Genomic DNA, 23,435 nt, shown 5'->3' on the forward strand with positions numbered 1-23,435 from the left:
CAGTGCCTCTTATTTGTTCTTCATTTGTCCATATGCTTGCCTTTGACAGTTATGGTACGATAATCGAATGGAGGGACGTCAATCATGAACAAACCATTAGCCGTCGTCATGCTGACTCTGCTGACGACGTTTATCGGCTTCGGGATTATTATTCCGGTCATGCCGGAGCTGATCAAGCGGGTCGATTCGGAGGCCCTGGCGCTGCACACGGGGCTGCTCTTGTCGATCTACTCTGCGGTCTCGTTTATTATGTCCCCGCTGTGGGGCGCGCTCTCAGATCGGATCGGCAGACGGCCGATCATCCTGATCGGCATCCTGGGCTTCGCCGCCAGCTTCCTGATCTTCGGCCTGGGCGCCCACAGTCTGGTGATGATGTACATATCCCGCATCCTGGGCGGTTTGTTCTCTGGCGCGGTGACATCTGTGATCGTCGCTTATGTGGCCGATGTCACCCCGCCTGAAGAGCGGACCAGAGGGATGGGGCTGGTGGGCATGTCGATCGGTCTAGGCTTCACTATTGGTCCGGGTGTGGGCGGCTTGCTCAGCAAAGTGTCGCTGGAGATGCCCTTCTACGCAGCCTCGCTGCTGGCGATGATCACCTTCTTCCTCGCCTGGGCAAGGCTGAAGGAGTCGCTGGCGCCGGAGCAGCGCCGGCAGACGTCCGAGAAGCGGCCGTCGCGGTGGACGGCGTTTCAGGGTTCGCTGCGGTACCTGTATCTGCTGGCGCTGTTCGTTGCGCTGTCGCTGGCCGGACTGGAAGCGACCTTGCAGCTGTTCGGGATGGAGCGCTTCGATGTTACTCCAGGGCAGGTAGGCATGATGTTTTTTGTCTGCGGGCTTGTAGGCGCACTGGTACAGGGCGGCGTCGTGCGGAGGTACATCAAGAAGGGCGACGAGCCGAAGTTCATTGCGGCAGGCCTGCTCTTCTCCGCCATCGGGTTTCTGCTCCTGCTCACCTCGCATTCGCTAGGGACGGCCACGTTGTATCTGGCAGTCTTCGGCATCGGCAACGCGCTGATCCGCCCATGCGTGACCTCGCTGATCACGCAGCGGACCACGGTAGGTCAAGGGGTGGCTTCCGGTCTCAGCTCGTCGATGGACAGCCTGGGCCGGATCATCGGACCGCTCGGGGGCGCACTGCTCTTCGGAATCGATCTGCAGCTGCCTTATGTGGTGGGCGGTCTGCTGTCCCTGGCTGCGCTGCTGTTCCTTGTCCGGTTCGTCGTCTTGGACCGCGAGCGCAGCAGCGGCGAAGCCGTCTCCAGGTAATTCCCCGCATAGCGATGTCTTGCCTTCGAAGCATAATCAGAGACTTTGCGGGGGCCCCGAAAACATACGAGTTCCATACTTCGTACCAGCAAAAGGCTCTTCCCCCGCAAGGCTGCGGCAGGGGAAGAGCCTTTTTGCAAATATTAGCGTATATGTTTTCACACATCTACTCGGCTTATATTTCTCCGGAATGAAGCGCGCTGCGCCGTGTGCTTGCGAAGCCGTTTCACCTGGCTGAATGGGGTTAGCCCTGTCCCTGTTAGGGTGCCAGCCGGTAAAGCGGCAACAGGGTCTCAAAGGTCTGCTCGGCCGCAGCGATCAAGCCGGGACCGTCCTGCAGCAGCGGATCCTTGCGGTCGAGCACGAGCCCGCACAGCACCTCGGCCGACTTGACTGTTTTGAGCCGCTCCAGCAGCGCCTTCAGCTCCTTGGCGCTAAGGTCGCGGTGCAGCGTGCCTTCAGGCTGGGTATGATCACCCGACCAGGTAAAACCCTCGGGGATCTGCTTGCGGAGCTTGCTTGTCTGCTTGAGCGCCCGGCCGGCGAATTCCGTTTTGCCTGTAGCTTCGTAGATCAGGGCAAACTGGATGAACAGATGCGATTCGAACAGGCCGATCTGAAAATGCGGATGTGCCTTATAGCCCCGTTTGTTGCGGGCGTAGGCGACCCAAGTGTCATTGGGCGGGTGGACGGTGCGGCGGGCATGCTTGGCCACATGAGGATACATCGCCTCGCCGCACAGCACAGACAGTACCGGTGCCAGATCGTCGCCGAGCTGATGGAGCTTGGGACGGATCCGTTCGATCAGCGCCTCCATGCGGGGCTCCAGACCCGGTATGGCGAATACGTCGAAATCCTCGGGAGCAAAGCCTTGAAAAGTTGATTGGGCAGCAGTAGTCACGATCAATCCTCCTGAAGTATGCCGTTTCCGGAAAGCGGGCTGTAAGAATACAATTTATTGTACAGATGCACAAGCGCGGGTGCAACCTTCGGGCGCCTGTCCGCGTCTGGGGGATAGCAGCTTGGCTTCACGGACAGACAATCTTGAAAATTAGTCAATAAACCAAGTTGCCAGAACATATGATGAAGTATAAGATAGGATTAGGAACAAATTTTCAGAACATTTAAACAATTATCCGTTTTGGGGAGGGATGGCCGTGAATAAAAGCTATGAAGTCGAATACTGCAACCTGGAGCTCCGCTTTGACCGGCGGCAGATCCAGCATCTGATTCGGGACCTGATCCAGGAAGGCTACTCTCTCTATTGGAGCGAGACGGAGAGCATCCTCCTCATCTCGATCCGTACCGGGCGCAAGCTCGTCAAGCTCAGATTTCAAAGGGTCCGCAACCGCTTCAAAATTGTCGGGGATTACACGATTAAGGATGAAAAGCTGTCCATGCTGATCGAGAAGCTGATTAACGATTCACGGGGTCATGCCGTTGTCAAACGAATCAGAGACCGTCAGATCGTCATTGAGAATATTATGTTCGGCGAGATTATAAGACTGGTGGAGGTGTCGGGGATGGAGCACAAAATTATTTATCAGCGCAAGCCGTTCGTCACGACCGAAGAAATGATCCAGGCTTTTCAGTCCAAGCGGGCCGAGCAGCGGGTGCCGGTTCTGCGCTTTGAACTCGATTACGAGCTGATGTGTCTGCATGAAGCACTGGCCGAAGGCCGGGAGGAAGAGGCCGCAGCCTGCAAGGAGAAGCTCGCCGTGCTGCGTACCGAGATGCTGCAGCTGGAACTTTGAAGTCAACGGCAAGGAAAGGAAAGGGTGTCGCATGTATGCTTAGCAAGAACTAAGGGTGCTCCCGCAAGTCCGGGGAAGCATCCTTTTTTGTGGGGCCATTTTAATGGGCAGCGGCGGATTTTTCGGGAAGAAGGGTTAGTAGAACGGGCAGTGCGCAGCAATTTCAACATAAACGGTTTGCATCCGGCCGCAAAAAGAGTAGAATAAAAGTACTGTGTGTCGTTTCACGAGGCATCGGGGCTTCGGCGCGTCTCATGGGCACGCCGCCCGCGCCTGTCGAATCACGGGCTGCCCGCAGCAGCTGGTCGGGCTGCCGGAGTGTCTGGGGATTCACTATACTATATAGAAAAGGGATGGAACCAAACCAATGTCTAAACAGCAAATTGGCGTTATCGGTATGGCTGTAATGGGGAAAAATCTAGCGCTTAACATCGAGAGCAGAGGCTTCACCGTCTCCGTCTTCAACCGCTCCAGAGAGAAGACGGATGACCTGCTCAAGGAAGCGCAAGGCAAAAACCTGGTCGGCACCTTCACGATCGAAGAGTTCGTGCAATCGCTCGAAACCCCGCGCAAAATTCTGATCATGGTTCAAGCGGGCAAAGGTACAGACGCGACAATCGATCAACTGGTCCCGCTGCTCGATGAGGGCGACATCATCATCGATGGCGGCAACGCCTACTTCCCGGATACCCAGCGCCGCAGCCAGGAGCTCGAGGCCAAAGGCTTCCGCTTCATCGGCACAGGCGTATCCGGCGGCGAAGAGGGTGCTCTCAAAGGCCCATCGATCATGCCGGGCGGCCAAGAGTCGGCATACAAGCTCGTGGAGCCGATCCTTACGGCCATCTCTGCCAAAGTTAACGGCGATCCTTGCTGTACTTATATCGGACCGGACGGTGCCGGCCATTACGTGAAGATGGTTCACAACGGCATCGAGTACGGAGACATGCAGCTGATCTGCGAAGCTTACCACTTGCTCAAGTCGGTACTGGGCGTAGAGACGTCAGAGCTGCATGAGATTTTCACCGAGTGGAACAAAGGTGAGCTCGACAGCTATCTGATCGAGATCACTGCCGATATCTTCTCCAAGTATGACCCTGAGACGAAACAGCCGATGGTCGATGTGATCCTGGACTCGGCCGGCCAGAAGGGTACCGGCAAATGGACAAGCCAGAGCTCGCTGGATCTGGGCGTTCCGTTGTCGATCATCACCGAGTCCGTCTTCTCCCGCTTCCTCTCCGCCATGAAGGAAGAGCGCGTAGCAGCCAGCAAGCTGCTGCAGGGCCCGTCGCAGAAGCCGTTCACCGGCGACAAGCAAGCCTTCATCGAAGCGGTGCGCAAAGCGCTGTACGCGAGCAAGATCTGTTCCTATGCGCAAGGCTTCGCCCAGATGAGAGCGGCCTCCGACGAGTACGGCTGGAATCTGCGCTACGGCGATATCGCCATGATCTTCCGCGGCGGCTGCATCATCCGCGCCGGGTTCCTGCAGAATATCAAGGACGCTTATGACCGCGATCCTGAGCTCCGCAACCTGCTGCTGGACACGTACTTCAAAGAAATCGTCGAGTCCTACCAGGACGCTTGGCGTGAAGTGGTGTCGACGGCGATTGCTTCCGGCATTCCGGTACCGGCATTTGCGAGCGCATTGGCATACTATGACAGCTACCGTACCGAGCGTCTCCCGGCCAACCTGCTGCAGGCGCAGCGCGACTACTTCGGCGCGCATACATTCAAGCGTCTGGACAAAGAAGGCTCGTTCCACTTCAACTGGATGGAGTAGACTGCAGCCTATGGCGCGTCTCCTGCTGCTTGCTCATGCGCTGCATGCCCTGCACCGCCTCGGCGAGCAGCTCGCGAAGACGGCTGAGCTCCTGCTGGCAGCTTGGCTTGCCGCCGAGGATCAGCATCGCCGCTTCCGCAAAGCAATGGAATGCACTTAATAATGGTGGCTGGCTGGAATCAAGCGTGCTTGCGTCCAGCTCGGCTGCTTTTTTTTTGATCCAAGCCAACAGCCAGACTACATCGGAGCGGCAGAGGAGATTGGCTGGGTGGAGCAGCTCAGCCAGCCGCTGCTCGTTAGCGTCGGCCATGCCGGCGGATTCGTAAGTCATGGGATCACTCCTGTACTTAGAGTTGCTATTATTTATAGTTATCCATACGAGAGAAGTTGGCCAAATATACAAGATTCTCTCATCATTGTCTGTCCTTTCGGCGCTGTGGTATGATTGGGGATGACTGCCGCTGCGCCCCGAGGCGCGGCGGCACAAGGCAGAACAAGAGGGTGTTGCTATTGACCAGAGAGTATCGTTCCATCGTCCTCGTGGGCTTTATGGGTACAGGCAAATCATCAGTCAGCCGTCTGCTCGCTGAACGGTTGGGCTGCACACGCGTCGATCTTGACGAAGCGATCGAACGCCGCGAGGATTGTACGATCTCCGAGCTGTTCGCTCGGCAGGGCGAAGAAGCATTCCGCACGATCGAGACCGATGTGCTCGCCGATATTATGAACCGGGATACCCGCCAGGTTATCGCCACGGGCGGAGGCGCTGTGTTGAAAGAGGAGAACCGCAGTCTCATGCTGAACAACGGCTGGGTCGTGGCGCTCACCGCCGACGCGGAGCGGATTATAGCCCGTGTGCAGTCCGACAGTGCGCGGCCGCTGCTGCAGGGCGATGTTCGCCAGCGTGTGAATGAGCTGCTGGAGCGGCGCAAGCACGCCTACGATTTTGCCGATCTGAAGCTCGATACCTCGCGGCTTGGTGTAGCTGATGTTGCCGAGCGGATTATCGACGCCTGGCAGCAGCTGACAGCTGCCAAGTCAGCGGCGAGAGAACCGGGTGGAAATCAATAAAGAGGGGAACAATTGAACATGACAGACGTAATCGTCACACCGACGCCAAAACTGCAAGGCGAATTGCAGGCATTATCTTCCAAAAATTATACGACGCGATATCTTCTGGTGGCTGCTCTGGCCGAGGGCACCAGCACGATCTATTATCCCGCTCATAGTGAGGATAGCGACGCGATGCGCCGTTGCATCCGCGATCTCGGGGCGACGGTAGAAGAGGACGATGAGAAGATCGTGATTACCGGATTCGGGTCGAAGCCCGTGCCGGTTGTACAGCTGGATGTAGGCAACGCGGGTGCCGTTCTTCGATTCCTGATGGCGATTGCCAGCCTTGCGGAGGACGTAACCTTCATCAACCGCTATCCCGACTCCCTGGGCAAGCGCCCGCATGACGATCTCATCGATTCGCTGCAGCAGCTAGGCGTTCAGATCGAGCATCAGTCCGGCAAGCTGCCGATCCGGATCCGCGGCGGGCAGCTGCACGGCGGCAAGATTACCGTCTCCGGCAATGTCAGCTCCCAGTTCCTCAGCGCGCTGCTGTTCCTGACGCCTCTGCTGGCGCAAGACAGCGAGATCGAGGTGCTGCACGATCTGAAGTCCAAGGTAGTTATCGGCCAGACACTGGAAGTGTTGGAGCAGGCAGGCATCGAGATCGAAGCGAGCGACGATCTGATGTACTATAAAGTAAAGGGCAACCAGCGTTATCAGGCCAAGGAATATGTGGTTCAGGGCGATTATCCTGGGTCTGCCGCCGTTCTTGCTGCAGCAGCCGTCACCCGTTCGGATGTAACGCTGCATCGGCTCGAAGAGCACAGCAAGCAGGGGGAGCGGGCGATCGTCGATGTGCTGCGGATGATGGAGGTGCCGCTGTCGCATCAGAACGGCACGGTCCATGTACTGGGCAACGGCCAGTTGAAAGCCGTCGAGTTCGATGGCGATATGGCGACCGATGCCGTGCTGGCCATGGTGGCTGCCGCGGTGTTCGCCGAGGGCACCTCCCGCTTCTATAATGTCGAGAATCTGCGCTACAAGGAGTGCGACCGCATCACTGATTATCTGGCAGAGCTCCGCAAGGCCGGCGCCAACGTAGAGGAACGCCGCAGCGAGATCATCGTGCACGGCCGTCCGGAGGGTGTGGAAGGCGGCGTCGAGATCGATGCCCACTATGATCACCGGGTGATTATGGCGCTGACCGTAGTCGGTCTGCGCGCAGAGAAGCCGATCCGCATCAAGGACGCTCATCATGTCGCCAAGTCGTACCCGATCTACTTCGATCATCTCAAGGCGCTCGGCGCGCGCGTCGAGTGGGTGGACTAATCCCCAGACAAAGGAGATTGAACTATGGGCTATACCCATCCTTCTCGTGAGGACATCAAAACCATGCTCCAGCAAGCTGGCACGATCGCGGTAGTCGGCTTGTCGGACAAACCGGAACGGACATCCTACATGGTCTCCCAGGCGATGCAGCAGAAGGGCTACCGGATCATCCCTGTCAATCCCGCAGCCGCAGGGCCCATCCTCGGAGAGACCTGCTACGCTAGCCTAGAGGAAGTGCCGGTACCTGTAGATATCGTCAATGTGTTCCGCCGCAGCGAGCACTGTGCGCCGATTGCCGAGGAGGCAGTGAAGATCGGCGCCCGCGCGCTTTGGCTCCAGCTCGGGGTCTACAGCGAGGAGGCGGCGGGCATCGCGGCAAGTGGCGGGCTCCAGGTCGTTATGGACCGCTGTATCAAGGTGGAGGACTCCCTGCTGCTGCCGCAAGGAAAATCCAGTCCGGACATTGGATAAAATCCGTCTCGTTCTCCCACACTAAGAGAGGCTTTTCGAGCCCCTCGTGCGGCTCGTAAAGACTACCGTTTCTTTACAGGAGGACCAGACATGAACGGAATGTCTAACCAACAAGGCTTTCAAAACTTCCAATCGAACAACCAACAAGCGAACCAGTACCAGCCGGCTGGTTTCGTACAATCGCATTACCAAGGCAATATTCCAACCCAAAACGCTGGTCCGGTAACCAGCCATCTGGGATATCAAGCTAACAACCAACACCAGCAAAGCTTCCAGCCGCAATCGTTCCAATCGAACATGAACAGCGGCTTTGCCGGATCGCAGCACCAGAGCCAGCCTGTCATCTCGCATCTGGGCTTGTCGAGCCAAGCCCAGTCCCAACAACCGGTGTTATCGCATGTTGGCCTGCAAGCTGGCCAACACCAATATGGTCAAGGCTCGCATTACCAGCCGCAGTCCCAACAAGCGCATTACCAGCCTGCGCAATTCCAAAGCAACAGCTATCAACAACAACAGCATCAGCCGGTAATCTCCCATGCAGGCTTCCAGGCAGGCGCCGAGTCACAAAGTCCTGTACTGCAGCATGCTCAAGTTGCAGGCAGCGGCCAGCAGCATGCAGGCTTCCAGTCCAATCAGGCTTTCCAATCGCATCAAGGCTTCCAACAGGCTCAGGCGCATACACCGCAAAACCCGGTTTATCAAGCAAGTCATGCCCAACAAAACCAAGGCCCGGTCATTTCTCACTTGGGCTATCAAGCTGGTTCCCACGGGCAATACCAGCAAGGAATGAATAACCGCTTCTAGGCAGATGGTATCAACCTGCGACGGGCCCTTCCGGGTCCGTCGTTTTCTTTTTGACAAAATGGCCGGGAACGCTTACCATCGATAAGAGTAGAGAAGAAAAGATAGAGAGGGGGCGCTTAATTGAATGTTATGGGCAATCTGCAGCAGCTCGGACGTGCATTGATGCTGCCGATGATTGTACTGCCTGCCGCAGCCATTTTTCTATTTCTCGGCCAGCTGCCTTGGGAAGCCATCGGACTTTCCGGGATGAGCTCGCATTTGGGAATGGCAGGCGATATGCTGTTTTTATTCTTGCCCTATTTGTTTGCCGTCGGCGTGGCCCTTGGTCTTACCAACAATGCCGGAGCTGCGGGGATGGCGGCGCTGGCAGGGATGTTTATATATACAGGCATTACCGGGTCGATGAGCGAGCTCAACATCCAGCCGACGATCCTGATCGGCGTGCTGGTCGGTATCGTATCCGGTTATTCCTTTGACCTGTTCAAGGAGTTCAGGCTGCCGGAGTCGATCCAGTTTTTTGGCGGACCGCGTTTCGTCCCTTTGTTTGTCAGTGCGCTATCGGTCATCTTTTCGATCCTGATGATTCAGATTGCACCTTATATACAGGAAGGCATGTACAGACTTGGCGAGATTGTCTCTTCTGCCGGCGGCTTCGGTGTGTTCCTGTTTGGATTCGTCCACCGGATCCTGACCGTTTTTGGCCTGCATTACCTCGTCAGCCATGTGTTCTGGTTCCAGGTAGGCGGGTATGAGACAGACAGCGGCACAATGGTCTACGGCGATCTCGTTCGATTCTTTGCCGGCGATCCGACGGCCGGCGCCTTCATGGCCGGTCTGTACCCGACGATGATGTTCGCGCTGCCGGCGATCGCTTTTGCGATTATCCAGGAGGCGAGGGAGGATCTGAAGCCCAAGGTCCGCAAGACCTTCATGTCGGCAGCTCTGGCTTCATTTCTGACGGGCGTCACAGAGCCCATCGAATTCGCGTTTTTGTTCGTGGCGCCTTATTTGTTCGTGGTTCATGCGATCCTCTCAGGTGTGGTGATGTGGCTGACCTATGAGCTTGGTATCCTGCACGGCTTCTCGTTCTCGGGAGGAGCCATCGAGTATATCATTAACATGCATCTGTCGACGCGAGGCTGGCTGCTCCTGCCGATCGGGGTTGTCTTCGGTTTACTCTATTATATTATGTTTCGCTGGGCGATCTGGCGGTTCCGGATCCCGACTCCGGGCCGCGAAGAGGGTTCGCAGCTTGATGAGTGGGCAGGAGACATCCCATACCGGGCACCACTAATCCTGCAAGCGATCGGCGGCAAGGACAATATCCTCCAGATGGAAGCCTGTATAACACGCTTGCGTCTCAAGCTGACGAATGACAGACTGCTGGATATCAATGCGCTTCGCAGTCTGGGGGCGGCAGGCGTCATCCGCTTGGGCGGCGGCAATGTCCAGGTCGTCTTTGGCACTTACTCGGAGCTGATCCGCGAAGAAATGATGAAGACACTGCGGCGCGATCTGACGCAAGTCTCTTTCTCATCGCCGATGCAGGGCAAGATGATCCCGTTGAGCGAGGTGCCCGACCAGATATTCGCCGATGAGCTGGTGGGCAAAGGGGTCGCATTTATGCCCGACCGGGGCGAGCTGGTGTCGCCAGTCGACGGTACGGTGATCCACATCTATCCGACGATGCATGCGGTGGGGCTCCGGACAGACGAAGGGCTGGAGGTGCTGCTGCATATCGGGATTGATACTTCCCAGCTGGGCGGCAACGGCTTCGAATCCGTCGTCCATGAAGGAGATGCGGTGAAGGCCGGACAACTGCTGATCCGCTTTGATCTGCAAAAGGTGCGCAAAGGCTGCAAATCGCTAGCGACACCTATGGTCATAACCAATTCAGATATCGTAAGATCCTGGAGCTACGCTCCTTTCAAAGGCGTCAAGAAGGGGCAGGCATCCGTCATGTCCGTTGTGCTCAAAGAGAGAAAGGGTGGGGGAGATTGACCATTATTCAAGGCATAGGAGCATCAAGAGGCATCGCCATCGGCAAGTCGTTCGTACTGCCAGGCTGGGAGTGGGATCTGCCGGAACAGAAAATTGACGTCGCGGACCTGGCCAAGGAATTCGATCGACTCTATGAGGGCATCAAAACATCCAAGGACGAGATCGAGCAGATGAAAGGCGAGCTTAGAGAGGTCGTCGGTACCGAGGAATCCCACATTTTCGATGCGCATATTGCGATTCTCGACGATCCGGTCTTCATGAATGAAGTGCAGGGCATCATTCAGCGTCAGTACAAGGCTGCGGAGGTCGCGGTCAAGGAAGCGATAGACCACTTCGTAACGATGTTCGATCTGCTTGATGATGAGTATATGAAGGAACGGGCGTTGGATATCAAGGATGTCGGCAACCGGCTTCTTAAACATCTGCTCGGCGCTCCGGAGATCAAACTGCCTACCGATACACAGCCCTTTATCCTGGTCGCCAAGGAACTGTCGCCTTCCCAGCTGGCTCATCTCAACCCCAAACATGTCCTGGGCATCGTCACGCTGGCCGGCAGCACGACTTCACATTCGGCCATCATGGCGCGGGCGCTCGGGATCCCGCTCGTCGTGGGACTGGAGAACAAACTGACGGACCCCATTCAGACAGGAGAGATGATGGTGATCGACGGACAGACCGGACAGGTCATCCTGGATCCGGAAGATCAGATCATCGAGCAGTTCGCCAGAGCCCAGGAAGAACAGCATGAAGCCAAAAACAAGCTTAAGCAGATCGCCGGTGTCCGTTCGATGACGCCTGACGGCAAAGTGATGGAGCTGGCGGCCAATATTAGCTCGCTCAAGGAGCTTGAGGTCGCGCTGCCGGTCGGCGCACTTGGCGTCGGACTGTTCCGAACGGAGTTCCTCTATATGGATCGGCTGAGCTTTCCCGGAGAAGAAGAGCAATACCAAGTATACCGGAGCGTGGCGGAGAAGCTGGGCGAAGACACCGTTATCATCCGTACTCTCGATATCGGCGGCGACAAGCAGCTCGATTACTTCAACATATCGGAGGAGGACCCGTTCCTCGGCTACCGGGCCATCAGGATCTGCCTGGATCGCAAGGATCTGTTCAAGACCCAGGTCCGGGCTATCCTGCGGGCGAGCCGTTTCGGACACGTCAAGATGATGTATCCGCTCATCTCGTCGGTCGAAGAGGTGCGTGCCGCCAAGGCCGTGCTGGAAGAAGCCAAGTGTGAACTGGAGAGCGAAGGGCTGCCGTTCAACCCGGAGCTGGAAGTGGGCGTGATGATCGAAGTGCCGGCGGCGGCAGCGATCGCTGATCTGCTGGCGGATGAGGTGGATTTCTTCAGTATAGGGACTAATGATCTGGTCCAATTCGTGCTAGCGGTAGACCGTATGAATGATCAGATCGCGCACATGTATGAACCTTATCATCCGGCAGTCCTGCGGATGCTCAAGATGACAGTGGATGCCGCCAAGCGCCGGGGCATCCCGGTCGGTGTGTGCGGAGAAATGGCAGGCGATACGCTGGCGCTGCCGATCTGGCTCGGCCTCGATGTGGATGAGCTCAGCATGAGCGCGCATAGCATCCTGCACGTCAAAGAGCGGCTGCTCTGTACCAGACAGTCAGAGAGCCGCATCTTTCTTGAGGAGCTGCTGGCCTGTCGGACCAGCAGCGAGATCCGAGAACAGCTGGAGCGCTTTAGCAGGTCTATCGGCGCCCCGGAGGAGGCCCCGGTGTCCGTCTGCAAGCCCCGGAGCTCTTAACGCTGCCGGAGCGCCTCTACGAAGGCTTTGGCATACGGCGGCAGATCGGGCGGACGGCGTGAGGAGATAAGGTTGCCGTCGGTGACGACAGCTTCGTCCAGCCAAGTGGCGCCGGCGTTTTCCATATCATCCCGAATGCCTGGCGTCGAGGTGACTTGGCGTCCCTCCAGGATCCGCGCCGAGATCAGCACCCAGCCGGCGTGGCAGATCTGCCCGATCGGCTTGCGGTCCGCATCCATCTCCCGGATCAGCTCGAGGACCTTGGGATAGCGTCTGAGCTTGTCCGGCGCCCAGCCGCCCGGCACCAGGATGCCGTCATGGTCCTTGCTGCTTACTTCCTCAAAGGACAAGTCAGCGACGGCGGGGACGCCGTATTTGCCGATATGCTTCTTGCCTTTCTCCGGTCCGGCGAACAAGACGGTGGCGCCTTCTTCACGGACGCGATAGACGGGATACCACAATTCCAGATCTTCGAATTCATCGTCGAGCAGACAGATAACTGATTTTCCGGTTAAAGACATTGATAGACCTCCTAGTAGGGATGTTTAATCAAAAATGAATTAAGCGAAGTTCAAAAAGATCGGTTTTTAGCACCTCGTGATCAAAAGCGACTTTTTGAACATCATCTATATTTATTGTAACGAAGGAGATCAGATGAAGCAAACCACTCGCTCGCCCCGCTCCTGGTTCCGCTGGCTTCCAGCGCTGCTGTGGATGGGCGTTATTTTTGGGCTGTCCTCGCGTACGGGCGATCAATTGGGCGGCATGATGCCCTGGTTTCAGAAGCTTTTGCCGTGGATGCAGAGCTTCGACTGGGGACATTTTGCAGCTTATTTTATACTGGCACTGCTGCTGGCCTACGGTTTTGGCAGACACGCGGACAATTGGCGTATCAAGGCGCTCGTTGTGCTGCTCTGCATCCTATATGGCATAACCGACGAGTATCATCAATCGTTTGTCGACGGACGCACGCCCGATGCCAAGGATGTCCGCAATGACGGGATCGGCGCGCTGCTCGCCATGTTGACCTTGAGTATCCCGTTTATCCGTCGCCGGTGGCAGCGATTGACAAATAGCGCAGACAAATAACAGAAAATTACAACCAATCGCTAGCAGGAAATAAGGCGAACCGGGTCGAATAATGTATTCAGACTGATTATCGATAGAAGGGGTGGGCCGGTGTGGAAAAAAGCTGTCCTTGTGGCGAGACGATGTCCATGAAACTGCGGACGGTCATTTATTCGGGCAAGGTGGAGATCGACAATGTGCCGGTCTACTCATGTGAGGCGTGCAGCCGCAGCGAGGTATTCCCGGAGGTAAAGCCTGATCTGACAGGATTGATCGGCCAGCTCGGAGCAGAGCCGCAGCAGCAGACATTCCTGTTTAACGAATGGAATGAATGGGCAGATTTGATAATGGAACTGTACACCAGGCAGAAACGGCCGGGCAGACAGGAGATGGAGGAGCTTATAACAGAGCGCATCAACAAATTGTTGGATCTGTTGCTGCTCGCACAAAAACTTGGCAACCGGGAATGGATGACCGAGCTGGAAAAACGACTTTCTCAACTTAGCCGGCGGAAGATGTCTACATAAGCTTGATAGATTTTCATACTTAGTAAGACAGCCAAAATGTCATGGTTCGGAAGAGCTGCGGCAGGCGACATTGCGTAAAGTAATTTTTTGTCGTATCATTATTTCAATAGAGGTCCGGTCAGCATGGCACTCATTTCTTCCTAATTACCAGGCTATGAACCAAAAATATGAACTAAATGGAGAGAAGGAACGTGACTGTAACCATTTATGATGTAGCAAGGGAAGCGGGCGTGTCGATGGCGACGGTCTCCCGTGTGGTGAACAACAATCCGAACGTCAAGCCCCAAACCCGCAAGAAAGTGTTCGAAGCGATCGAGCGGCTGGGTTATCGGCCCAATGCGGTTGCTCGCGGACTGGCGAGCAAGAAGACGACGACGGTTGGCGTGGTCATCCCCGATATCTCCAATGCGATCTTCGCGGAGGTAGCCAGGGGAATCGAGGATATCGCCAACATGTACCATTACAACATCATCCTCTGCAACGCGGACAAGAAGAAGGAAAAAGAAATCCGCGTCATCAACACGCTGCTGGAGAAGCAGGTTGACGGCTTGCTCTTTATGGGCGGCGCCGTAACGGAGGAGCATATCATTGCCTTCAAATCCTCCAACGTGCCGATCGTACTGTGCGCAACGACAGACGAACAGGCGACCATTCCATCGGTCGATATCGATCACGAGACGGCAGCCTTCGACGCCGTCAATGCATTGATTGCCCAGGGACACAAGAATATTGCTATGATCAGCGGTACGCTGCAGGATCCGGCCAACGGTTATGCACGTTTCCAGGGCTATAAGCGCGCACTGGAGCAGGCTGGTCTTGCTTACGACGAAGCGCTTGTCCGTGTAGGCAATTACCGGTATGAGTCGGGGATTGAGGCGATGAAGTACTTCCTGGATATGGAGACGAGACCGACAGCGGTTTTTGCCGCCACCGATGAGATGGCGATTGGCGCAATCCACTGCATTCAGGATTACGGACTCAAGGTACCGCAGGATATCTCCGTCATCAGCGTCGACAACAGCCGGATGGCATCTATGGTCCGTCCGCAGCTGACAACAGTGGCTCAACCCATGTATGACATTGGCGCAGTATCGATGCGTCTTTTGACAAAGCTTATGAAGAAGGAATCGGTCGAGGATCCGCGTGTCATTCTGCAGCATGAACTGATCTCGCGGCAGTCGGTTGCCCAAGTGTAGAACCGTGTCATTGTTTTGAAATATAAGATAGTATATGATTTTTTCATCTACTTGACTTATATTTCTCCGGAATGAAACTAGCGACGCCGTGTGCTTACGAAGCTAGTTTTGCTTGCAAAACTTTTAGGCGCAGCCGTTTCACCTTGAAATACAAGAAAGTATATGTTTCACCTAACTACTTGGCTTGTATTTCTCCGACAAAGCTCTCCGCACGTCCTAGAAGGACGACGAAGTCGTTTTTGCTTGTCCAAGCTCCTTCGGGAGCTTTTTCAAATTCTCAGCACATGGGCCCGGGTACGTACCACACACTAGAATCATTATGGAGGTTGAATGGCTGTGAAGATCGGAATTATCGGGGCGATGAACGAGGAAATCGAATTGCTCCACAAACAGGCGGTTAACGAACGGGTGATCGAGAAGGCAGGCATCGTGCTGCATGAAGGCCTGCTGCGCGGGAAGCCGGTCGTCTACGGCAAATCGGGTGTAGGAAAGGTGAATGCCGCTGTCTGTACTCAAGTATTGATCGATCAGGGTGTCGATTGCATATGGTTTACCGGAGTTGCGGGGGCGCTGGATCCGCAGCTGGAGATCGGCGATATCGTCATTTCGACAAGCAGCGCGCAGCATGATATGGATGTCAGCCCCCTCGGCTTTGAGCGCGGCGTGATTCCATTTCAGCAGCTGTCCGATTTCCCTGCTGATGCCAGACTTGTCGAGATCGCAGTGCAGGCTGCAGAGCAGCTGTTCCCGGGTCGCTACCGCAAGGGCAGAGTGCTCTCGGGAGATCAGTTCATCGCCAGCCGCGAGACAGTCAGGCAGCTGCACGAAGAGATGCACGGTGTTTGTACAGAGATGGAAGGGGCGGCACTGGCACAGGTGTGTGCGATGAACGGGATCCCGTATGTCGTCATCCGCTCGATCTCGGACAAGGCCGACGGCTCCGCGCATGTCAATTTTCCGGAGTTTACTGTCAAGGCCGCGGAGAACTCGTATCGGATGATCGAAGAGATGATTGCCCGGGTGTAACAGCCTTTTCATCACTTGTTAGAATGAGAATCCCCTTCGCCGCCGGCGAAGGGGATTTCCTTTTTGTGAGGATTTCTTATAGGTCTTGGATGGCGATATTTTTGATCGCCCGATTCTGCTCGGCGATGATCGCCCGCCGGGGCATCGGCGCCCAGCTCGTCGTATCATCGAGCCATGTCTCCGGCAGCGGATCAGGGCTCTGCGGCTGCCACTGGGCCCGCCACCGCTCCGGCAGCAGGGCTGCGCTTCCCTGCTCGGCGATCTTATCCTTAAGCGGATGATCTGACATCTCCAGCCAGACAAGCGCCCAGGCCCTCGGTACGACCCGCCAGATATCGTAGCCGCCGCCGCCAACGGCCAGCCATCTGCCCCCGGCATGCTCATGAGCCAGACGGTGGATCGTCGCCGGCATCTCCTGATAGATGCGCATACTGCAGTGGATATGCGACAGCGGATCCAGCGCATGGGCGTCGCAGCCGTGCTGGCTGATGATGATGTCCGGGCGGAACGCCGCAGCGACACGCTCGATGCTCTCCTGGAAGCACTCCAGCCAAGAGTCATCTTCCGTATAAGGCTCTACGGGCACATTAAAGCAAGCTCCGAACCCTTGTTCAGCACCCCGCTCATGGACGTAGCCTGTGCCAGGGAACAAAAATTTGCCTGTCTCATGAATCGAATAGGTACATACAGCGGGATCATCGTAAAAAGCCCACTGCACACCGTCTCCGTGGTGAACATCGGTATCGATATAGAGCACCCTGGCATCATATTGTCTGCGCAGCCAGGCGATAGCAATCGCCGCATCATTGTACACGCAGAATCCGGCGCTGCGATCAGGAAAGGCGTGGTGCAATCCGCCAGCCATATGGAAGGCATGTCGCGTGCTGCCGGACATGATGGCTCCGGCTGCGTGGACAGAGCCGCCGGCTATCGTGGCCGCAGCTTCATGCATGCCCGGGAAACAGGGCGTGTCCTCGGTCTGCAGCCCGTACTGCTGAGCCTGACTGTACCAGCGCGGCACCGGACTTTCAGCGCTAAGCTGGCGTACAGCCTCGATATAGTCCGAGCGGTGCAGCAACGCCAACAGCGACTCATCGGCAGGCGGGGGGACGATGATGTGGCGTGATTCCAGCGCTGAAGACGCTCTCAACAAATCGATGGTGAGCGTCAGCCGCATCGGATTAAAAGGGTGTTGGTCGTTGAATCGGTAACGCAGGGCGTCCGCGTGGTGCACGAACAGCTCGTTGGCCATCTTCATCGCTTGGCGTCCTCCTTGTAAGTAATCGGCCGCACATTGGCCGTGGCTGAATAGTTGAATGCAGGCTCAGTACATAAACCGCTGCCGAAAACGGACACGGTCAAAGGCTTCTACCGAAGCTTGCGGGACTTCCTTGCCGATTCGAACCATCAGGCAGTTGGCCGGATGCGCGCAGATCTCCGGATCATCCGTGGCAAACCAGACCATATCGACACACTTCATCAACTGCTCCATCATCTTGCGGTAATCCCAGACGTTCAACCCGCTGCTCTCGAGATCCCAGTGCCAATAATATTCGGTCGTATAGACGATCATATTTTCCAACTGGCTGCCTTCGAAGGCGGTTTGGATCAACCGCTTGCCCAGTCCAAGCGCACGGTAGCTGTTGGCTACTTCAATGGCGCCCAGCTCGACGAGGTCAGCCATCTCGGCCTCGTACCAGCGTTCCATCTCGTCAGGGTAGTGAAAAGTGACATAACCGACGATCAGGCTGCCGCTGCGGGCGACGATGATCCTGCCCTCGGGCAAGCCCGCGATTTCTACCAGCGCCTCGTGCTGGTCACGCGGTCTGCGGAAGGCGTCGAGATCGGGGTGCATCTCCCAGGCCGATAGACGCTCCGGCTCGACCGGGCCTTCTACGACCAGTTCCTCGTCTCCGTTCATGAAGGTGTGGCGGTGTAGGTGTTTGCGGTGCTCCATTGCCATTCCACCTTTCGGCTCTAATAGAGGCTGTAGGATAGATAGATCGAACATGTTCTAGTTACACTTATAACAAAAAAGAGGAGTGTTGAAAAGCCCATGGGCGACGGATATAAAATGTGCTATAATAACAAATGACGATTTTTTGAATTTTTTTGATTTAGATCATCATTTGTAAGCGTATTCTAACACATGGATAGCGTATCATGAGGAGGATTGGACAATGGAACAAAATGAGCAGCAGGAGCGTATTAAAGCAACGGCAACGAATACCAATATGGGCGGCTATGAAGAGGCCAGAGCCAATTTTAGCCTGGAAACGCTGGAGCGTCAATTTTCCTGGTCAGAGACCGGTAAGGTGAACATGGCTTACGAGGCGGTGGATCGTCATGTGACAGAAGGACGCGGGGACAAGGTAGCCCTCTATTACAGCGACAAGACACGCGAGGAACAATATACATTTGCCCAGCTGAAGGAGCAGTCCGACAAGTTTGCCAATGTGCTCCGCGGGCTGGGGATCGGCAAAGGGGAACGCGTCTTTATCTTCATGCCTCGGACACCCGAATTGTACTTCTGCCTGCTCGGCATCCTCAAAGTCGGCGCCGTCGTCGGCCCCCTGTTTGAAGCGTTTATGGAGACAGCGGTCAAGGACAGGCTGCAGGACAGTGAAGCTGTGGCGATCGTCACCACACCGGCCTTGATCGGCCGAGTGGCGCGCGATGAGCTTCCTGCGCTGGCCCACACGATCGTCGTCGGCGATGATGTGCCTGCAGGGGAGGGGATTGTGGATTACGGCGCGGAGATGGCCCGTGCTTCGTCAACTGCCGAGATCGAATGGCTGGACCGGGAGGATGGCTTGATCATCCATTATACTTCCGGTTCTACCGGCAAGCCCAAAGGCGTCTTTCATGTGCAGAATGCGATGCTGCAGCACCGGATGACGGGCAGCTATGTGCTCGATCTGAAGGAAGATGATGTCTATTGGTGTACTGCAGATCCGGGTTGGGTAACCGGGACGTCTTATGGCATCTTCGCACCGTGGCTGCTCGGTGCGACCAATGTCGTCCGCGGCGGCCGCTTCTCTCCGGAGGACTGGTACGGGACGATTCAGAAATACGGTGTCACGGTGTGGTACAGCGCGCCGACGGCCTTCCGGATGCTGATGGGGGCGGGCGACGACCTGGTACGCCAGTTCAATCTGTCATCCCTCCGCCATGTGCTCAGTGTAGGCGAGCCGCTCAATCCTGAAGTAGTCCGGTGGGGCATGAAAGTATACGGTCAGCGCATCCATGATACCTGGTGGATGACGGAGACGGGCGGACAGCTTATCTGCAACTATCCGTCCATGGATATCAAGCCGGGCTCGATGGGCAAACCGGTTCCCGGCGTGACGGCAGCGATCATCGATGACAGCGGACGGGAGCTGCCGCCGAATCGGATGGGCAATCTGGCCATTCGCACGCCATGGCCCTCGATGATGCGCAAGATCTGGAACAATCAGCCCAAATACGAAGAGTACTTCCGGTTGTCCGGCTGGTACGTGTCGGGCGATTCGGCATATCAAGACGAGGAAGGATACTTCTGGTTCCAGGGACGTATCGACGATGTTATCAATACGGCTGGCGAGCGGGTCGGTCCGTTCGAGGTCGAGAGCAAGCTGGTCGAGCATCCGGCGATTGCCGAAGCCGGGGTGATCGGCAAGCCGGATCCGATGCGCGGGGAGATTATCAAAGCCTTCGTTGCCCTGCGGGAAGGGTATGAACCTTCGGAGGAGCTCAAGCAGCAGATCTACAAATTTGTCAAAGAAGGGCTCTCCGCGCATGCTGCACCGCGCGAGATTGAATTCCGCGACAAGCTGCCGAAGACCCGGAGCGGCAAGATCATGCGCCGTGTGCTGAAGGCATGGGAGCTCAACCTGCCGACCGGTGATCTGTCGACGATCGAAGATTAAACGGGTAGTCATCCGATATATACGAAAAGCCCGGCCTTTGCGGTTCAACAGCAAAGGCCGGGCTTTCTCTTTGGTGGGGGGATCGGTTGGACTACTTCAATTCGACGGCGCCGGAGAGTTCGGATTCGCCTTTGTCATTGACGGCAGCTACGCGGAACCAACCTGAGCGAATCGGTGAGATATACTCGAATCTTGGGTCGGCAGCTGCGCCGATCTTCGTATAACTGCCGGATCCCGACTCGCTGAAGTAGACGTTGTAGAGCTGGACCTGCTGACCAGCCGGGCTGGCTCCCCAGGTTAAGAGAATACCGATGTCAGTCGCTTCGACCCGGAGCCCTGAAGGTGTTCCTGGTGTTCCCTGGGCTTGCTCCGATTCGCCTGGAGGCGTCTGGGGCTCCGAATCGGCAGGCTGCCCCGGATTCGTCTCCGGTGGACGCGGCTGCTGATCGGAGCCATTGCCGCCGGCATTATCTGGAGCGCTGCTGCCTCCCGGGGAGGACGGCGGGATGATGTTGCCGCTGGTGCCGGCAATCAGGCTTGGAGCCGATTCCTTGCCGGCCACATCGACGGCTGTGACATAGAACTGATACGTATCGGTAAACGAGACGCTGCTGGAGAAGCTGTTGGATCCTCCAGCCAGCAGCGAGCTGCCTGTCTTCTGGAACGAACCCTGGCCGATTTTGCGGTACAGTCTGTAGCCGACGACGTCTTTCTCCGGACTCGGGTGGAACGTAATCGTCACGTTGCCGGAGCCGTTGGCATTGGCTCTGACGCTGGAAGGCGGCGAAGGCGCTTTGCCGTCATCGACCCGCGGATCCAGCTGCGACGGCGCATCCATGTCGGCATCCGGAGGCATATAGACGCTCATTGGTCGCCGGCTGCTGGCCGGCAGCTTGCTCTGGGCCTCTTCAATTTCCTTCATCAGCTCGCCAATCGGCTTCTTGCGGCGAATGACGATGTCCTCGAAGATGAAATCCGAAGGCGTCGTATCATGGGCGATATAGTTGATCCCGTTGTAGGTGATAAACGCCATCTTCACCAGAGCATCTTCGTTTTCCTTGGGCAGGTATTGCTCATTGAACCAGTCGGTGACCAGTTTGCCGAACTGGCGGGTCAGGGAGCTCGGCACTTTACCGCTGACACTGGATACCGTTGCTTTGACGACGCCATCCGGCTGGGCGAACTCGGTCGTCGGGAACAACTCCGGCCTGGCCTCGGTAACCTGATTCATGATCTCGGTCCAGATGTGGCGCGCACGCTTTCGGCTCTCGCCGACCAGCTTGTGAGCCGAGCTCTCGTAGCCTGACCAGACGCCCAGCGTCAGATCGGGGGTGTACCCGACGAACCAGACATCGCCGTAATCCTGGGTCGACCCCGTCTTGCCGGCGACCGGGATGGAGCCGTAGTTACGGAAACGCGAGGTGATGTCATGCCCGGTACCGCGGCCGTTTGAGATCGTCGTGCGCAGCATATCCGTCATCAGAAATGCCGTCTGTTCGGAGAATACCCGCTCGGGCTTCACCTCATGTCGGTAGACCAGGTTGCCGCTGGCATCCGTAATCTTCCGAATCATGTATGCATCGTTGAACAATCCTTGGTTGGCAATCGTGCCATAAGCGTTGGTCATCTCCTCTACGGAAACACCGATGCTGAGACCGCCGAGCACACCGGTTTGCGCGATCTCGTCGATCGGCTGGAGGGTAGTTATCCCCAGCTTGCGCGCGAAATCCCATGCTTCGGAAATCGTTACTTCTTCGAGGAACAGCTTGAGCGCCGGCAGATTGAGCGAGCGGTCGAGCGCTTCCCGCGCCGTTACCAAGCCATGGAAACGACGATTAGAATTCATCGGGATATGGAAGCCTTTCTGGCCGTCCGCCAGCACCATCGGAGCATCATCAATGATGCCTCCGGGCTGAATCTTGCCGCTATCGAGCGCCGGCAGATAAGCAGCGATCGGCTTCATCGTCGAGCCGGGCTGACGGGTCATCTGGGTGGCATGATTCATCTGCTCCAGATAAAAGTCTCTTCCCTCCAGCATGCTGACGATCGCACCGGTCTTGTGATCGATCATCATCGCGGCGATCTGCTCGACGCCCCGTTCGTCATCTGGCGTAAAGTTGGCCGGGTCATTGCCGATCTCGCGCATCATGTTGTAGATTCGCTTGTCGATGGTGGTATAGATATGATAGCCGCCGCGCAGCAGCTTCTGACGGTATTCCTCCACGCGCGCGGCATGTTCCGACTTGCGCAGATCCGCCTTGGTCAGCGTCGGGTCATCCTGCAGCAGCAGGATCTCGGCCGCTTGACGCTCCGCTTCGAGCATGAGGTAAGGATAAGTCGAATAGGCTTTCTTGTTGGGCGGAGCCAGCGACGCGCGGATATCGAACGCTGCGGCTTCATCGTGCTCCTCCTGCGTGATCCGTCCGGTTTCGAGCATGCGGCGTAGCACGAGCTGCTGCCGCTCCATTGCGTATCCAAAGCCTTGCTCGTTGAATTCGCCGCGACTGTTGTAGGCCGAATAGGCGGTCGGACGCTGCGGGAGGCCAGCGAGATAGGCGGCTTGAGCTGTATTGAGCTTGCTCAGATCGACGATATCAAAGACGCCTTTGGCAGCAGCTTTGATGCCGAACAGATTATAGCCGCTGGAGCCTTTGCCGAAAGGCACTTTGTTCAAATATGCGGTCAGAATCTCCGTTTTGGTCAGATAACGCTCCATGCGCAAGGAAAGGAAAATTTCTTTCATCTTGCGGCTGTCCGTTACATCCAGGCTGAGAAAGACGCGTCTAGCCAGCTGCTGGGTCAGCGTGCTTCCGCCCGTCTGCGTGTCTTCGTTAAGAAGCTTCTGTTTAACTGCGCGACCGAGACCGTTAATATCTACGCCGTAATGCTCATTGAAGTTATTGTCCTCGATCGCCAGCACCGCTTCGATGACGACAGATGGGATTTCCTCCATAGTGACCAGTCGGCGGTCTTCCTCTGAGCGCAGCTGACCGACCGGCATGCTGTCATCATTAAAATAGACGAAGCCGGTGATGTCGTTTTCATTTATTTTCTCCTCGATCTCCGATAGCGGACGCACCGGCTCATCGGCAACCAGCGAGGCAACATACCCCGTTACGGCGCCGCCGACGAACAGGCCGAAGATCAGACCGAAGATGACAAGCCATTTGACGGTAATAAACGTTACCAGCCCGAATGTACGCCAGCCGCTCGTCCGGGGCGGCGCACCCTTCTGCTCCTTAGTCATAGCTATGTACTCCTCCTCCAGAATAACAGTCTTATTATAGCACAAATCGCCAAAAGTGAGCATAATCCGCAGCCAAATAAGTAAAAATTGGATCTAAAGAAACGGTTTTGTCGGGGGAGTGACCAGAGTGCTATTGACATCATCGTCCAGATGTGATTGTGCAGAGCAAATTGCTGCCAAGGGAAGCTCCGTCCTTGCCGGAGCCGTCTTGTCAGCCGGTGCCGAGACTTGCA

At 56.4% G+C, this 23,435-nt stretch carries 20 protein-coding genes; 14 read left to right on the forward strand and 6 right to left on the reverse strand.

Annotation, left to right across the window (positions count from 1 at the left end; genetic code table 11):
• The first annotated feature begins 84 nt into the window (after positions 1-84).
• A complete protein-coding gene (locus tag ABC336_RS28265) occupies positions 85-1,269 on the forward strand; it encodes an MFS transporter (protein WP_413241837.1) in 1,185 nt (394 codons plus the stop codon).
• Between the two features lie 259 nt (positions 1,270-1,528).
• On the opposite strand, the gene ABC336_RS28270 is transcribed toward ABC336_RS28265, so the two are convergent.
• Positions 1,529-2,170, reverse strand: coding sequence for a DUF1054 domain-containing protein (locus ABC336_RS28270; RefSeq protein WP_413241838.1), 642 nt, complete (start codon positions 2,168-2,170; stop codon positions 1,529-1,531).
• Between the two features lie 256 nt (positions 2,171-2,426).
• Between ABC336_RS28270 and ABC336_RS28275 the strand changes: the two genes are divergently transcribed.
• The gene (locus ABC336_RS28275; RefSeq protein WP_413241839.1) at positions 2,427-3,023 is read left to right on the forward strand and encodes a hypothetical protein; all 597 of its coding nucleotides are present in this window, start codon (positions 2,427-2,429) and stop codon (positions 3,021-3,023) included.
• A gap of 367 nt (positions 3,024-3,390) precedes the next feature.
• Positions 3,391-4,800: an NADP-dependent phosphogluconate dehydrogenase gene (gene gndA / locus ABC336_RS28280; RefSeq protein WP_413241840.1), complete on the forward strand. Its 1,410-nt coding sequence runs from the start codon at positions 3,391-3,393 to the stop codon at positions 4,798-4,800.
• On the opposite strand, the gene ABC336_RS28285 is transcribed toward gndA, so the two are convergent.
• Entirely contained in the window at positions 4,784-5,131 is a 348-nt protein-coding gene (locus ABC336_RS28285) for a hypothetical protein (RefSeq protein WP_413241841.1), read from the reverse strand. The two genes, gndA and ABC336_RS28285, sit on opposite strands and share 17 nt — an antisense overlap.
• Before the next feature lie 179 nt (positions 5,132-5,310).
• Between ABC336_RS28285 and ABC336_RS28290 the strand changes: the two genes are divergently transcribed.
• The 6 genes from ABC336_RS28290 (at position 5,311) to ptsP (ending at position 12,230) form a co-directional block, all read left to right on the forward strand.
• Complete coding sequence (locus ABC336_RS28290; protein ID WP_413241842.1) at positions 5,311-5,871, forward strand: shikimate kinase; 561 nt, start codon at positions 5,311-5,313, stop codon at positions 5,869-5,871.
• Between the two features lie 18 nt (positions 5,872-5,889).
• Positions 5,890-7,185, forward strand: a complete 1,296-nt coding sequence (gene aroA / locus ABC336_RS28295; RefSeq protein ID WP_413241843.1) for a 3-phosphoshikimate 1-carboxyvinyltransferase — start codon at positions 5,890-5,892, stop codon at positions 7,183-7,185.
• Between the two features lie 24 nt (positions 7,186-7,209).
• Positions 7,210-7,656, forward strand: a complete 447-nt coding sequence (locus ABC336_RS28300) for a CoA-binding protein (RefSeq protein ID WP_413241844.1) — start codon at positions 7,210-7,212, stop codon at positions 7,654-7,656.
• Positions 7,657-7,746: 90 nt separating this feature from the next.
• Positions 7,747-8,460, forward strand: a complete 714-nt coding sequence (locus ABC336_RS28305) for a hypothetical protein (protein ID WP_413241845.1) — start codon at positions 7,747-7,749, stop codon at positions 8,458-8,460.
• Between the two features lie 120 nt (positions 8,461-8,580).
• Positions 8,581-10,461, forward strand: a complete 1,881-nt coding sequence (locus ABC336_RS28310) for a glucose PTS transporter subunit IIA (protein WP_413241846.1) — start codon at positions 8,581-8,583, stop codon at positions 10,459-10,461.
• A 2-nt stretch (positions 10,462-10,463) separates the two neighbouring features.
• Positions 10,464-12,230: a phosphoenolpyruvate--protein phosphotransferase gene (gene ptsP, locus ABC336_RS28315; protein ID WP_413242631.1), complete on the forward strand. Its 1,767-nt coding sequence runs from the start codon at positions 10,464-10,466 to the stop codon at positions 12,228-12,230.
• Here ptsP and ABC336_RS28320 read toward each other — a convergent pair.
• Positions 12,227-12,751, reverse strand: a complete 525-nt coding sequence (locus ABC336_RS28320; protein ID WP_413241847.1) for a type 1 glutamine amidotransferase domain-containing protein — start codon at positions 12,749-12,751, stop codon at positions 12,227-12,229. The genes ptsP and ABC336_RS28320 overlap by 4 nt on opposite strands.
• Before the next feature lie 133 nt (positions 12,752-12,884).
• Here ABC336_RS28320 and ABC336_RS28325 point away from each other — a divergent pair, with 133 nt between their 5' ends.
• The 4 genes from ABC336_RS28325 (at position 12,885) to ABC336_RS28340 (ending at position 16,047) form a co-directional block, all read left to right on the forward strand.
• Positions 12,885-13,319: a VanZ family protein gene (locus ABC336_RS28325; protein ID WP_413241848.1), complete on the forward strand. Its 435-nt coding sequence runs from the start codon at positions 12,885-12,887 to the stop codon at positions 13,317-13,319.
• A gap of 92 nt (positions 13,320-13,411) precedes the next feature.
• A complete protein-coding gene (locus ABC336_RS28330) occupies positions 13,412-13,825 on the forward strand; it encodes a hypothetical protein (RefSeq protein ID WP_413241849.1) in 414 nt (137 codons plus the stop codon).
• Between the two features lie 191 nt (positions 13,826-14,016).
• Positions 14,017-15,021, forward strand: coding sequence for a catabolite control protein A (gene ccpA, locus ABC336_RS28335; RefSeq protein ID WP_413241850.1), 1,005 nt, complete (start codon positions 14,017-14,019; stop codon positions 15,019-15,021).
• Positions 15,022-15,351: 330 nt separating this feature from the next.
• The gene (locus ABC336_RS28340; protein WP_413241851.1) at positions 15,352-16,047 is read left to right on the forward strand and encodes a 5'-methylthioadenosine/adenosylhomocysteine nucleosidase; all 696 of its coding nucleotides are present in this window, start codon (positions 15,352-15,354) and stop codon (positions 16,045-16,047) included.
• A gap of 76 nt (positions 16,048-16,123) precedes the next feature.
• On the opposite strand, the gene ABC336_RS28345 is transcribed toward ABC336_RS28340, so the two are convergent.
• The gene (locus ABC336_RS28345; protein WP_413241852.1) at positions 16,124-17,305 is read right to left on the reverse strand and encodes an acetoin utilization protein AcuC; all 1,182 of its coding nucleotides are present in this window, start codon (positions 17,303-17,305) and stop codon (positions 16,124-16,126) included.
• A gap of 66 nt (positions 17,306-17,371) precedes the next feature.
• Positions 17,372-18,004, reverse strand: coding sequence for a GNAT family N-acetyltransferase (locus tag ABC336_RS28350; RefSeq protein WP_413241853.1), 633 nt, complete (start codon positions 18,002-18,004; stop codon positions 17,372-17,374).
• Between the two features lie 223 nt (positions 18,005-18,227).
• Here ABC336_RS28350 and acsA point away from each other — a divergent pair, with 223 nt between their 5' ends.
• A complete protein-coding gene (acsA, locus tag ABC336_RS28355; RefSeq protein ID WP_413241854.1) occupies positions 18,228-19,955 on the forward strand; it encodes an acetate--CoA ligase in 1,728 nt (575 codons plus the stop codon).
• A 91-nt stretch (positions 19,956-20,046) separates the two neighbouring features.
• On the opposite strand, the gene ABC336_RS28360 is transcribed toward acsA, so the two are convergent.
• Positions 20,047-23,202, reverse strand: coding sequence for a transglycosylase domain-containing protein (locus tag ABC336_RS28360; protein ID WP_413241855.1), 3,156 nt, complete (start codon positions 23,200-23,202; stop codon positions 20,047-20,049).
• Positions 23,203-23,435 lie beyond the last annotated feature (233 nt).

Origin of the sequence: Paenibacillus jepli, from assembly GCF_047238105.1 — a bacterium.
GTDB lineage: Bacteria > Bacillota > Bacilli > Paenibacillales > Paenibacillaceae > Paenibacillus_D.